Origin of the sequence: Rivularia sp. UHCC 0363 (genome assembly GCF_034931125.1) — a bacterium.
Lineage (GTDB): Bacteria > Cyanobacteriota > Cyanobacteriia > Cyanobacteriales > Nostocaceae > Rivularia.
Genome location: NZ_JAYGHM010000071.1, coordinates 1 through 12742, shown reverse-complemented (window position 1 = coordinate 12742; position 12742 = coordinate 1). Strand labels below are relative to the sequence as shown.

Annotated in this window: 11 protein-coding genes, 1 tRNA gene and 1 pseudogene; 7 read left to right on the top strand and 6 right to left on the bottom strand. The window is 37.7% G+C overall.

Going from position 1 to position 12742, the window contains the following annotated elements; all coding sequences use genetic code 11:
• Positions 1-314 precede the first annotated feature (314 nt).
• Entirely contained in the window at positions 315-668 is a 354-nt protein-coding gene (patD, locus tag VB797_RS28650) for a heterocyst frequency control protein PatD (protein WP_323241166.1), read from the bottom strand.
• 307 nt (positions 669-975) lie between these two features.
• Here patD and VB797_RS28645 point away from each other — a divergent pair, with 307 nt between their 5' ends.
• The 3 genes from VB797_RS28645 (at position 976) to VB797_RS28635 (ending at position 4144) form a co-directional block, all read left to right on the top strand.
• Complete coding sequence (locus tag VB797_RS28645; protein WP_323241186.1) at positions 976-3240, top strand: bifunctional (p)ppGpp synthetase/guanosine-3',5'-bis(diphosphate) 3'-pyrophosphohydrolase; 2265 nt, start codon at positions 976-978, stop codon at positions 3238-3240.
• Between the two features lie 81 nt (positions 3241-3321).
• Entirely contained in the window at positions 3322-3453 is a 132-nt protein-coding gene (locus VB797_RS28640; protein WP_323241165.1) for a hypothetical protein, read from the top strand.
• On the top strand, positions 3440-4144 hold the full coding sequence (locus tag VB797_RS28635) for a hypothetical protein (RefSeq protein ID WP_323241164.1): 705 nt from the start codon (positions 3440-3442) through the stop codon (positions 4142-4144). Before VB797_RS28640 ends, VB797_RS28635 begins: the two co-directional genes overlap by 14 nt.
• Positions 4145-4186: 42 nt before the next feature.
• Here the strand turns inward: VB797_RS28635 and VB797_RS28630 are convergent, their stop codons facing one another.
• From VB797_RS28630 to moaC, 3 genes are all read right to left on the bottom strand, one after another.
• Positions 4187-5047 carry a DMT family transporter gene (locus VB797_RS28630; protein ID WP_323241163.1) on the bottom strand — a complete coding sequence of 287 codons (861 nt, stop codon included), beginning with the start codon at positions 5045-5047 and terminating at the stop codon, positions 4187-4189.
• Between the two features lie 143 nt (positions 5048-5190).
• The gene (locus VB797_RS28625; protein ID WP_323241162.1) at positions 5191-6123 is read right to left on the bottom strand and encodes an alpha/beta fold hydrolase; all 933 of its coding nucleotides are present in this window, start codon (positions 6121-6123) and stop codon (positions 5191-5193) included.
• A 104-nt stretch (positions 6124-6227) separates the two neighbouring features.
• The gene (gene moaC / locus VB797_RS28620) at positions 6228-6743 is read right to left on the bottom strand and encodes a cyclic pyranopterin monophosphate synthase MoaC (RefSeq protein WP_323241161.1); all 516 of its coding nucleotides are present in this window, start codon (positions 6741-6743) and stop codon (positions 6228-6230) included.
• A 33-nt stretch (positions 6744-6776) separates the two neighbouring features.
• Here moaC and VB797_RS28615 point away from each other — a divergent pair.
• Positions 6777-6850, top strand: a tRNA-Arg gene (locus VB797_RS28615).
• Positions 6851-6941: 91 nt separating this feature from the next.
• Here the strand turns inward: VB797_RS28615 and VB797_RS28610 are convergent.
• The gene (locus tag VB797_RS28610) at positions 6942-8777 is read right to left on the bottom strand and encodes a tetratricopeptide repeat protein (RefSeq protein WP_323241185.1); all 1836 of its coding nucleotides are present in this window, start codon (positions 8775-8777) and stop codon (positions 6942-6944) included.
• A 371-nt stretch (positions 8778-9148) separates the two neighbouring features.
• Here VB797_RS28610 and VB797_RS28605 point away from each other — a divergent pair, with 371 nt between their 5' ends.
• From VB797_RS28605 to VB797_RS28595, 3 genes are all read left to right on the top strand, one after another.
• On the top strand, positions 9149-10681 hold the full coding sequence (locus tag VB797_RS28605; protein WP_323241160.1) for a DEAD/DEAH box helicase: 1533 nt from the start codon (positions 9149-9151) through the stop codon (positions 10679-10681).
• Positions 10682-10815: 134 nt separating this feature from the next.
• Complete coding sequence (locus VB797_RS28600) at positions 10816-11010, top strand: hypothetical protein (protein WP_323241159.1); 195 nt, start codon at positions 10816-10818, stop codon at positions 11008-11010.
• 82 nt (positions 11011-11092) lie between these two features.
• Positions 11093-12307 carry a DUF790 family protein gene (locus VB797_RS28595; RefSeq protein WP_323241158.1) on the top strand — a complete coding sequence of 405 codons (1215 nt, stop codon included), beginning with the start codon at positions 11093-11095 and terminating at the stop codon, positions 12305-12307.
• 164 nt (positions 12308-12471) lie between these two features.
• Here the strand turns inward: VB797_RS28595 and VB797_RS28590 are convergent.
• Positions 12472-12742: pseudogene (locus tag VB797_RS28590) on the bottom strand (DUF429 domain-containing protein); the annotation flags it as partial.

Below are 12742 nucleotides of genomic sequence, written 5' to 3'. Positions count from 1 at the left end.
CTAAGGCTTAAATATTGAGCATGGTACAAGATGCTAACTAAATAAACTCGTTATTACCAAATGATAAAAAATTGCAGCAAAAGAAAATACGTCTGTGTGAATAGAACTTATTTGACTAAATATTCGGGAAAAATGTTAATATCAACTTGAAAGCTTAACACTACTATATGAATAGAAGTGTTGAAACCATCTTTCGCCAAGTCAAACTTATAATACAGTTTTTCTTTCTTTAAAGGATAATATGTGTGTAAGATAATACTTTAAATTGTTTTAATTAATTAATAATTGATTAATACATTTTTCTCATTTTTTTCTTAGTCATCTGCTACTTTATCCATCTTGAGAATGGCATCGCAGTATCCAATCAGGGTCGTTAATCTTTCGGAAATTGCATTCACTCTGGCAGCAGCCGATCGAGCTTGCCGCGCTCCTTGAAAAAACATTATATCTATCTCCAATAACCGCAGCTGCTTGCTCATTTCAGTCTGATAAGATTGCTCTGTTGGAAATTGAGTAGTCAAAGGTATAATATCTTGCTGAAAAAAGTTTCGTAAAAATGTCATATGCTGACGCAGTAAGTCGGCATTAACTAAATTAGAAGAGATATCAGAATGCAGTTGCTGCAACAAAGTTGTAAATGCACTATATTTCTGCTTATTGAGAGACATAATAATGATTATTGAGATAGTATTAGTGTCAAGAATTTTATCTCATAGAGTAATTCAATTTTTAATTCAATCTTTAAAAACCTGTTTTCTTGCATCTGCCTCAAGCAACCTGCTGAGGCTTTCTTTGCCCTTACTATTTTGTTAGATTATCATGCGTAACACCTATTTGATAAGAAAAAAACTGCTACTTGAAACCATTCCTTTTACATTAGCAAACCTATCTTTAGCTATGAAAGTAGCATCTGTGAGACAGCAGTGCCGTTTGCGTCGTCCGTCTCATTTAAATACTAAGCCTCTTTATTTAAATATGAATAGTACAGTTGTAGATTCTAAAATTGATATTATTCTTCCGGAATGGTTGGAAAATTGCCTAAATGACACCATTAATAACAGTGCAGAAAACGACCCAGACTATGCAGGAAAAGATTTAATTCGTCGCGCATTGGAATTTGCTTATAGCTTACATGAAGGTCAGTATCGTAAGTCGGGAGAACCATACATTTGTCATCCCATCGCTGTTGCCGGGTTGCTCCGGGATTTAGGGGGTAGCCCTGTAATGATAGCAGCTGGGTTTTTGCATGATGTAGTTGAGGATACAGAAGTAACAATTGAAGAAATAGAAAAAAGATTTGGGGAGGAAGTAGGACGTTTAGTTGAAGGAGTTACTAAGCTTTCTAAAATTAATTTTAAGAGTAAAACAGAAAGTCAAGCGGAGAATTTTCGACGAATGTTTTTAGCAATGGCGCAAGATATTCGCGTTATTGTTGTAAAATTGGCAGACCGTTTGCACAATATGCGGACTTTAGATGTAATGCCAGAACAAAGCCGTCGCAACAAAGCTTTAGAAACTCGGGAAATCTTTGCTCCCCTAGCCAATCGTTTAGGTATTTGGCACGTTAAATGGGAATTGGAAGATTTGGCTTTTAAGTATTTGGAAACCGATGCTTATCGTCAAATACAGCAGTTAGTTACCGATAAACGCACCGCAAGAGAAGAAAGATTATCCAAAGTTGCCGAAACTTTACGCTCTCGTTTAAAAGAAGCCGGAATTGAGTGCATTGAATTATCGGGTCGTCCCAAGCATCTTTATAGCATTTACCAGAAGATGCAGCGTCAACATAAAGAATTTCACGAAATTTACGATTTAGCAGCGCTGCGAATCATTGTGAGAACCAATGAAGAATGCTATCGTGCTTTGGCATTAGTTCACGATTCTTTCCGTCCAATTCCCGGTAGATTTAAAGACTACATCGGTCTACCGAAACCCAACCGCTACCAATCATTACATACCGGGGTAATCAGTTCCTGGGGTCGTCCCATAGAGGTGCAAATTCGCACCCTAGAAATGCATCGTATCGCCGAATATGGTATAGCAGCCCACTGGAAGTATAAAGAAACAGGTGGTTCTAATAATACTCAAATGACCGGAGCCGATGAAAAGTTTACCTGGTTGCGTCAGTTACTTGAATGGCAAAGCGATCTGAAAGATGCTCAAGAATATTTAGAAAGCATCAAAGATAACTTATTTGAGGACGATATTTATGTATTTACCCCGAAAGGAGATTTGGTTGCATTAAGTCCGGGTTCGACCACGGTGGATTTTGCCTATCGCATTCATACCGAAGTAGGTAATCATTGTGCAGGAGCGAAAGTTAACGGGCGCATGGTACCACTTTCCACAAGATTAGATAATGGGGATATTGTAGAAGTTGTCACCCAGAAAAACAGTCATCCAAGCTTAGATTGGTTAAACTTTGCAGCCACCTCAGCGGCAAAAAATCGGATTAAGCAATGGTATAAACGGTCGCGTAGAGAGGAAAATATTGCCCGTGGTCGGGAATTATTAGAAAAAGAGTTGGGTAAATCTGGTTTTGAAAGTTTACTTAAATCTGGACCAATGCAAACAGTTGCCGAAAAATGTAACTACAACAGCGTTGAAGATTTGCTTGCGGCTCTAGGTTACGGTGAAATCACCTTAAATTTAATTCTAAATCGATGGCGAGAAATAATCAAAGAGCAACAGCCCTTAGCCACAGATTTAAACCAATCTAATCTACCAACCTCCGCACCAAAAACATTACGCGAAGGAAACACTACTACATATCGCAAAAGTGATTCGCCAATCATTGGTGTAGAAGGTTTAATGTATTATGTCGCGGGTTGCTGCAATCCCATCCCAGGAGAACCGATTATCGGTATAGTTACCAGAGGTAGAGGAATTTCTATACATCGGCAAGGATGTGAGAACCTGCAACATACGGGTTGCGAACGCTTAGTACCAGTTAGTTGGAATGTTAGGGAGGAAATTTTACGCCATCATCAAACTTATAGCGTCAACGTACAGATTGAAGCTTTAGACCGTGTGGGAGTTTTCAAAGATATTTTATCTCGTTTAAGTGACCAAGGAATCAACGTATCTCACGCTAATGTGAAAACAGCTATTAATCAACCAGCATTAATCGATTTGGGAATACAAGTATCTGATAAAAAACAGTTAGAGCAAGTCTTTAATCAAATCAAAAAGATGAGCGATATTCTCAATATTCGTCGTCAGGGACAAATAGATGATTAAGATTAGCTTAGAAAATAATTTTAGATTTTGGATTACCCTACAGGAAGACCCGCATCAATAGATTTTAGATTAGAAAAATAAATGGTTCTCAGCAAGACGGTTGTTGATATTGAAACCGTCTTGTTGATTGTGAATTGTTTTGACTATTTGCCAGCAGTGTATAAAATAGAGCAGAAATATACGCTGTTAGGAGCATTTGATGAGTCGTTATAATTTACCAAGAAGAAGCGTTGCTAGTATTATCATCGCGACACTTTGTTTTTCTTGTAACTCTATTGATCGAGAAACCCAAAAGTCCCAAGCCAATGCACAGCAGAATCTACAGCCAAGCATTGTTTACGGAGATTTGATTGTAAATAGTGTTTCAGATTATTTAATGATTCCAGTTAGTATGTTTCCTGATGCTAACCAAGGAGAAAAAAGCTGGATAGAAACGCCTTCGCGTTCCTACGAAGATAGGCAAAACATATATAATATTATATTTTATTCCAAAAAAGATGCTTCTACGAATGCTCTTTTAAATAGAAAAGCAGTTATTAAATCATTTGATCTAATAGAGAAAAAAACCACGGGAGAGCCAATACAAAGATTTTGGCTTTATCGAATTATTGACAAAGACACCAACGAAGATAATAAATTGGATTACAAAGATGCAAGCATTGGATATTTCTCCGACTTGTCAGGAAGAAACTTACAGCAAATTACTCCAGATAATACTCAATTAAACAGTTGGAAAATTGTGCAAAGTATGGGTGCAATATTTCTCGAAATAGTTAAAGATACAAATAGCGACAAAGAGTTTGATACCAAAAGATATATCCGAGTTAATTTAGATAATCCCAGTATCGGTAAAGAAATTATTAGTAATCAATTAGAAGATAAAATTAAATCTTATATTAAATAAGGGAATATAAAAAGGAATGTAGCGACCAAGATGGTCGCACCACTATTTTAGAAGTTTTCGGCGATCGCGGAGTGTCAGAAAACCAGCACTAACAATAAATCCAGCACCGATAAGTGAGGTAATATCCCATAATTCATGCCATAGTAACCAGCCAACTAAAGCACCAAATATTACCGAAGAATAAGAAAAAATTCCGACTTGAGAAGCTGGTGCAGATGCATAACCGCGAGTTGTTAACAATTGAACTAAAGTACTAGAAATTCCGATTGCGATTAACATCAACCATTCATTAAAAGTAGGAGTTTTCCAAGCCCAAATTAAAGGTATAACCGATACCAAACTAGCAATTATCGCAAAATACAAAACTGTGCGTACAGCCGGTTCCGTTGCGGATAACTTACGTATTGTTACCATCGAAACTGAAGCAAAAGCACTGCTAATTATACCAATTAACATTACCCAATCGAAATCCGTACCCGGTTTTAGAACTAAGAATACACCACAAAAACCGATTGCGATCGCCACACGAGCTACAACCGAAATTTTCTCTTTCAACCAACTAAAAGCAATCAAAGGAATAAATATTGGTATCGTCGATTTGAGTAACATTGCATTTGCTAATTGAAGGTTTGCTATAACGTAGAACAAACAATACATAGCCGCAACACCACAAAGTCCGCGCACTAAATGCAAGTGAAATTTTTTAGTTTCTATAATTGCCGTACCTTGATAAGCAAATATCGGCATCAAACTAAATAAACCAAATAAATTTCTAAAGAAAACTATCATTTCATTTGGCAAACCATCTGATGCTAACTTAATAATTGCTCCATTCATCGTTAACACCAATTCCGCAGCAATAATAAATATTGCTCCACGGAAAATACTTTGTTTATAACCCATGAAATAATTAGTTGAAAGGTCAAAGGTTAAAGTTGAAAGGTCAAAGGTCAAAGGTCAAAGGTCAAAGGTCAAAGGTTACTGATTGTAAGTTATTAACTCCTAACTCCTAACTCCTAACTCCTAACTCTTAACTCTCCCCAACTTCACTCAGCAATAGAAAAAACCCAATCTCGTAATAATGGATTTAATAGAGTAGGTACTTCATCATGGGGACAATGACCCGCTCTTAGATAGTATTCTGTTAATTGGGGATAATATTGGCGATACTTTTGAGAACGTTCTTTTGCATTCATCCAAGGGTCTGCTTCTCCCCATAACAATAACAACGGACAAGTTAATTGCTGCAAAAGCACGTCTACTTTCTCTCCTTGAGGAGTACTAAAAACCGAGCAAAATACATCAAAAGCGCCTTCATCACCGGAAGGACGACGAATTTCTTCGATTAATTGGTCAGTAATTGCACTTTTATCTAAATAAACTTTTTCTAGGGTTTGACGAATTACCCAAGGTTGGCGAATGTATTGAAATAAAATAAATTGAGCAATTGGTTGTTTAAATATTAATTTGGCAAAATCGCCGAATATTTTTTGCACTTTTTCATTTAAAGGTGGTTCGATTTCTGATTGCAATGCTTCCGGTTCCGCTGTCGGTTGGTCTTTACTAAAAGGACCCGCACTATTAAGCAATACTAAACCCGCAGCAGAATTAGGAAGCTCAGCTGCTGCACATAAAGAAGCATAACCACCCAAGGAATTACCTGCTAATACGGCTTTTCTACCAATCACTTCAGTGATAAAGTCATGCAATTGATCGCGCCATAAATTGCCACCATACTGCAACTTAGGTTTCTCTGAACGTCCAAATCCTAATAGATCGATCGCATATACCTCAAAATCATTACACAATTCAGCGATATTCTTGCGCCAATGGTCTGTAGAAGCGCCAAAACCATGTACTAATAGTAAAGGCGGACGTTGTGAATTCTCTCCTGCTTTGACGTAGTAAACATTATGTCCGCGCCATTCCCAATATTTACCGGGAATCGGAGTTGTAAAAGGAACTGTAGCTGCCTGCATTTTTAAGATTTGTAAATATTATTCTCATTATTGTAAAGCAGTTAACAAAAATTTTTCTCTTTCCAATGGATGAAGCCTCAAAGCAATTACCAATTACCTATTACCTATTCTGAATAATCCCCCGATTTACCACCGCTCTTACTAACTAAATGTATTGATTCAATTTGAATCGATTTTTCTAAAGCTTTCGCCATATCGTATAAAGTAAGTGCAGCTACAGAAACTGCCGTTAAAGCTTCCATTTCCACCCCAGTTTCAGCTTTGGTTTTAACTGTAGCTTGAATTTCGTAACCCGGTAGCTGAGGTAAAGGGTCGATCTGTACTTCAATTTTTTGTAACGGTAAAGGATGACATAAAGGAATCAAAGCCGCTGTTTGTTTTGCAGCCATGATTCCAGCAAGTCTCGCTGTTGCCAATACATCACCCTTGGGAGCGTTCCCCGATTGAATTGCAGCAAAGGTTTCTGGTTTCATCCGTACTTTACCCGCAGCTATAGCTTGTCTAACGGTGGCAACTTTGGTCGATACATCCACCATTTGCGCTTCTCCGCGATTATCCAGATGGGTTAAACCCTGTTGAGGAAATGAATTCGGCGAATTTTGAAAATCTTCTTGTGTCATTTGGCTTAGATATGCTAATATTATAAATCGTAAGGGCGTGTAGCTCAGTGGACTAGAGCACGTGGCTACGGACCACGGTGTCAGGGGTTCAAATCCCTTCCCGCCCGCTTTTTAAAAGTTAAGAGTGAGGAGTTAAGAATTTTAACTTTTTGCTCTTATCTTTTTTAGTAGTTATAGTAACCGCGTTAGGAAATTGAATCACGAATTACTTCTATATTCTTCGATCAACTGCGGAATGTAATCGTATCCGTCAACCCCAATAAAAGTAATCATTTTAGGACGATTATTTGCTAATAATTGTTTAAAGCCTTCATCACCTAATTGATTTTGCAAAGTTGATAGCAATTTCGCCGGTTTGTGCCATTCTTGGGAAGCAATTTGATTAAGTATATACATCCCTAATGAAGCTGTGTAAACTGCTCTTTCAAAACTAGCTAAACTGTAGTTTGCTTCGGCTAAATTCGTTAAATTTAAACCCTGTAAATACAAATCTCCGGAAGTTTGCGCGGTTTTAAAACCTTCTTCTAAATGTTTAATTGCATCTCCCGGTTTCTCGGTGACTAAATAAGCGATACCCAAACTACTCAAACATAAAGCCTTGCTTTGTAAATCACCCAATTTTTCCGATAAACTTAAACCTTGTTGCAGATAATTTATCGCCATTTCATAGGTTTCTGGTTCTGCTTCCAACAGAGTAGCCTGCATGACTTCACTGTAACCTAAATTAGCTAAAGCGTTGGCTTCAGAAATTTTATCACCAGTTTGTCTGCTCAATATTAATGCCCTTTGAGAATTATTTATGGCTTCGGAATAGTTTTTCTGGTCAACGTAAGTACGACTCAAATGATTTAGGTTGGCAATTTCACAAGCACTGTCTCCGAAATTGCGAGCTATTTCTAAAGCTTCTTGATGAAAATTGACTGAAGTTTCATATCGTCCTAATGCTCTTTGAGAATAACCTAAAATAGTCAAAATTCTCGCTTTCTCCTGAGTTCCTTCAACTCTTCGTAAAGGTTCATCTAAATAAGAAAGTGCGTCTTTTAAATAATCTCCTGAAAAAGAAGCGACAATGCCACCATACAAGGGAAAATACGGCCTTTGGGAAAAAGTACGCAATATTTGTAACACGATTTGCCATGCAGCGCTACCGTAGGAAGTATCCGCACCAAAACCGTTTCCTAACTGACTCCAAATAACAGCAAAGGTTAAAAAAGTTGAAATTGATAGGTTTGAACCGGCTTTGACGTTGTAAGCTTGTTGGTCAAACCAGTTAACTAATCCTCGCTGCAAGTATTGCAACACTAAGGTTAATTCCACCCAATCGCTGAGGCTAAAAACGCGCTGACTGCGAGCAAATTCCACGGGAGATTCTTGTTTTGCTAAAATACGAAATAATTCAGCCGCAAACTCTCCATTAACTTGTTTTGCCCAAGTTGCCCAAGGTCCGCTTTCTCCGGGTACTCCACCAAATCCGATCGACGAGCGATTTTGTTCGTACATCCAGCTTATCAGGTGCTGCTGCACTTTTTCCCACGAAGCAATACCGCGATCAATACCTTGAGAAAATTCTTCTAAAGATTTTAAATTGAAAGTCTCCACATTTCGCTGTAGCGATTTTGCAAGTTGTTGGAGTTGCTTTTGATTTAAAGGATGTTTACTATTAGGGTCGGTAACGCGCAAAAATATCGTCAGACGTTCGTTATCTGGTGCTGTTGTAATTTCTCTGGCAGCGGATAGAATTGATTCCGTAGCCTTGTTTTGTTGTTCTACTTGTTGCCATTGCGTTTGAATTGTTTTTAATGCTCTCAAACTACGGGTAGCCTTGGCTTTTTTGAATTCATCAGTTTGAGCATCCACTTGCTGCTGGGTAAAATTTAAATTTTCGCTCAAGACTAATTCAAATACTTCTCCCGTCCCCACGGTTACACCCTTGAGCAGCATTTGATACACTTGTCCTTGAGAACTAATTTTGCCCTTAAGAGTAGCTTGGACAATTTCATCGATTAAGGCTAGATATTTATCCCGTAATGGCAATTCAGGCACTTTAATAATAAATATGATGAGCGTGTTTATTAATTCTAATTGTAATAGGGAACAAAGAGTAGTGAGTAGGAAGTAGAAAATATTTTTATAGGCGTATTTGATTATTTACTTTCAATTGTTGAACTTAATTTGCTATGGATTTTATGTTTGGGATCTAAACAGCTGCAATATGTCTTAACAAGGTTTAATTAAAAGTAAGTGTTTTAATAGTTGTTAAAGTTAAATAATGAACATTTTTTGTTGGACATAACTGTAATTATTCTGAATATATCGCGGATTTTTTGAATGTAATTTTTAATTTAATGATTAATTATGCACCGTTATAGGTTATTAGTAAAAGTATCAGATTGGGAAAACTCTCAATGGTTCGCATACCCAAACTAACATTCAATCGCGGTACATTAATTTTACATCCACCACCACGGGGTAGAGCATGGATGGATTTTGCAACGTGGGACGATCGCGTTGAAAAGTTCCGCATCAAAGCGATTGAATACCGTCGTTTGGTGGAAGCTCTACAAGCGGAGCAAACGGATTTTGTGGATGAGGCTAAGGAATTTTATCCTGTAGAAATGAACCCAGGTTTAGTAATGGAACCTTACCCCCATCAGAGTGAAGCTTTGCAGGCTTGGAAGTTAGCGAAAAGGCAGGGGGTTGTAGTACTTCCTACCGCAGCCGGAAAGACTTATTTAGCACAGTTAGCGATGGAATCCACACCACGCACCACGTTGATTGTCGTACCAACTTTGGATTTGATGCATCAGTGGTACGCTCATTTAGAAGCCGCTTTTCCCGATGTCAAAATCGGTTTACTCGGTGGTGGTTCGCGGGATAGAACACCAATACTAGTTTCTACCTATGATAGTGCGGCAATTCATGCGGAAACCTTGGGAAATCAATATGCGTTGATAATTTTTGATGAGTGTCATCATTTACCAACAGATTTTAATCGAGTTATTGCCGAATTTGCGATCGCACCTTATCGATTAGGACTTTCCGCAACACCGGAACGAACCGATGGGAAACACGCTGATTTAAACTATCTTATTGGTAGAGAAGTATATCGGAAAAGAGCCGAGGATTTAGCGGGTAAAGCTTTAGCAGAACACGAAATCGTACAAATTAAAGTTAAATTATCGCAAGTAGAGCGGGAACGGTATAACGAATTAATGGAAACCCGCAACGCTTTTTTAAAAGATGCAAAAATCTCCTTGGGGAGTATAGAAGGTTGGCAAAGATTTGTACAAACCAGTGCGCGATCGCAATCTGGTAGACGTGCTATGTTAGCGCATCGGGAAGCCAAGGAAATCGCTTTGGGTACCGATGGTAAAATCAGAATTTTAGCGGATTTGTTAGCGAAACATTATCCAGAAAGGGTGTTAATTTTTACCGCCGATAATCTTACAGTTTATCGAATTTCTCAGGAGTTTTTGATTCCTGCTATAACTCATCAAACCCCGGTGAAAGAAAGGCATGAAATATTGACAAAATTTAAGGAAGGTGAATACAAATGTTTAGTAGCTTCCCACGTATTGAATGAAGGTGTAGATGTACCAGCGGCAAGTATTGCAATTATTTTATCGGGTACGGGTTCCGCACGGGAATATATTCAAAGATTAGGAAGGGTATTGAGAAAGGGGAATATTAAAAACAAACACGCAATTTTATACGAAGTGATTGCGGAAAATACGAGTGAAGAAAGAACTTCGGAAAGACGCAGAGGAGTTGAAAAGGATAAACCGCAGAGACACAGAGAGCGCAGAGATGAGGGATTACAGGTGATGTATGGAACTGGTGGAGGAAGAAGTTATAAAGCAGCAGAGAAGACTTCGGATGGTAAGTATAAGACTAAGAAATCCCATGAGCAGATGAATCTTTGGAATGATGAGGAGTGATGTAAGGGGGTATCTTATAAGTGTCGGATTTACAAAAGGGGTTAGTAATTAAAAAATCAGGTCTAATCAAGGCTTCTAAGAAAGGTTATTAAGGAACGTAAATATTTATATGGGATTTTCCCTACAAAAAGATTATGGAAAAGAAACAACACTTACAAGCCGACTTACGTTCAATTTTCGACCAATTAAAAAAATTTAGAGAGAGTTATCCAAGTGTTTGGAGAGTTGTCAATAAGCGTCTTATTGAAGAGGGAAGTACCACGCTTACCGATGCAGATGCTGCGTTTTTTTATGCTTTGCAAATCATAGAAGATACAGACTTCCAATAATTCTCAGGAAGAGGAGAAAAGGGGGAAGAGTTGGGAGTTAGGAGTTAGGAATTTAACGCTTGTAACTGTATTACCTTTAACAATGTTGCCATCTGATTTACTGGTTTTTCGTCAAAATGGGGAGCAAATAATCCCGAAGCGGTTGAATATTGATAAAGTTAATTTAAAGTTAGCTGTTGAGTTGATTAATTGCTATAAAAAAGCTGTTGGTGAACGATACGGTGAACTTGAACGTCAGCTTTTGGAAATGGAAGGGGATAATACAGACTATAAGATAAAACGGGGTTTGGCTCATATTTTAAAAAGCAGTTTTTCGACTTTTGAGGTAGTAAGTCCTTTAGAACCTCCCATGTTACGAGAAAGAGTATTCGCTAGTGCTGCAAAATCGGTTTTCAATCGCGATACTGCAAAGTTTACCTTAAGAAAGGTCGCGGATGAATTAACTCATGAACTTGATAAGGAAGTTTTACCAGAACAAGTTAGTAAGGGTTTGTATGCTGACTTGACGGAAAATAAAATTTTAACGGCTTTTGATGTTCCAACTCCAGAAGCTTTATTACATAGATATAATGTTTCACAAACTCAGGGTATTTTCTATAAATCTAGTCAGTTGGTGTTAAACGCACACCGCAATACTCCGGGTGAATATAAAATTTTATTCCGCTATCTTAAGTTATTTCAATTAATGTCTTATATCGAAGGAGATGCCGATCACGGGTTTACTATCACAGTTGATGGTCCGACGAGTTTATTTAATCCTAGTACAAGGTATGGATTGGCGATCGCTAAGTTAATTCCCGCTTTACTTCACGTTACAAAATGGAGTTTAGCCGCAACGTTACAAACCCGCGATTTTTATTCGGGTAACTGGAAAACCGGACGTTTTACGCTTAATTCCGAATGTGGTTTGCTGTCTCACTATCCACCAGCAAAAGAATACGATAGTATGTTGGAAGCGTCTTTTGTTGATAAATGGAATTCAGCCAAAACAGAATGGGTATTAGAGCGTGAAGTTGATTTAATTCCGATTCCCGGTAGCGTGATGATTCCCGATTTTCGCTTAGTTCACCCCGATGGTAGAACCTATTTATTAGAAATAGTTGGATATTGGCGACCTGAATATTTACAAAAGAAATTTTACCAGGTTAGAAGCGCCGAACGCGATGATTTAATTTTAGCAATTTCCGAGCGTTTAAACTTAGATAAAGCCGGAGTTAAACTAGATAATGTCCCTGCTAAAATAGTTTGGTTTAAGGATAAGTTATTACCGAAGTCTGTTTTAGCAGTGTTGGATTGATTTTGTCACCGTAATTTTATTTAGATGTGTTAGCGCGATCGGTAACGCATTAAATCTCTATTAATTAGAAGTAGTAGCCCAAAAACAACAAACATTTTATCAAAGCGGAATCAAAACTTGAATACGAGTATCTTTAATAATTAATTTGTGCTTCTACCTTTTGATTATTCTACTTTATAAGGAATCACAATATAACCAGTACTTACATCACCTAAAACTAAATTCCGTTGTTCTCCCCAGTACCACCAATAAGCTGCAACATAAGCACAAATAATGCTATCAAGCTTGTCTTCCGTTGATTTGAGAACTTTACCCGTACAAGTTGAAATCAAATCAAAATTGAGAAAATGCGAATTTATATCTAAATTCAAACTTGGTTCGAGAGTCGGTAAAATATCGGTAATGTAATTGTACAACTTGGTGAGTTCAAGATAG

Bases quoted from the DNA above. Each gene is read 5' to 3' on its own strand.
- patD (WP_323241166.1), bottom strand. From the start codon at position 668: ATGTCTCTCAATAAGCAGAAATATAGTGCATTTACAACTTTGTTGCAG.
- VB797_RS28605 (WP_323241160.1), top strand. From the start codon at position 9,149: ATGGTTCGCATACCCAAACTAACATTCAATCGCGGTACATTAATTTTA.
- VB797_RS28635 (WP_323241164.1), top strand. From the start codon at position 3,440: ATGAGTCGTTATAATTTACCAAGAAGAAGCGTTGCTAGTATTATCATC.
- VB797_RS28630 (WP_323241163.1), bottom strand. From the start codon at position 5,047: ATGGGTTATAAACAAAGTATTTTCCGTGGAGCAATATTTATTATTGCT.
- moaC (WP_323241161.1), bottom strand. From the start codon at position 6,743: ATGACACAAGAAGATTTTCAAAATTCGCCGAATTCATTTCCTCAACAG.
- VB797_RS28645 (WP_323241186.1), top strand. From the start codon at position 976: ATGAATAGTACAGTTGTAGATTCTAAAATTGATATTATTCTTCCGGAA.
- VB797_RS28600 (WP_323241159.1), top strand. From the start codon at position 10,816: ATGGAAAAGAAACAACACTTACAAGCCGACTTACGTTCAATTTTCGAC.
- VB797_RS28595 (WP_323241158.1), top strand. From the start codon at position 11,093: ATGTTGCCATCTGATTTACTGGTTTTTCGTCAAAATGGGGAGCAAATA.
- VB797_RS28625 (WP_323241162.1), bottom strand. From the start codon at position 6,123: ATGCAGGCAGCTACAGTTCCTTTTACAACTCCGATTCCCGGTAAATAT.
- VB797_RS28640 (WP_323241165.1), top strand. From the start codon at position 3,322: ATGGTTCTCAGCAAGACGGTTGTTGATATTGAAACCGTCTTGTTGATT.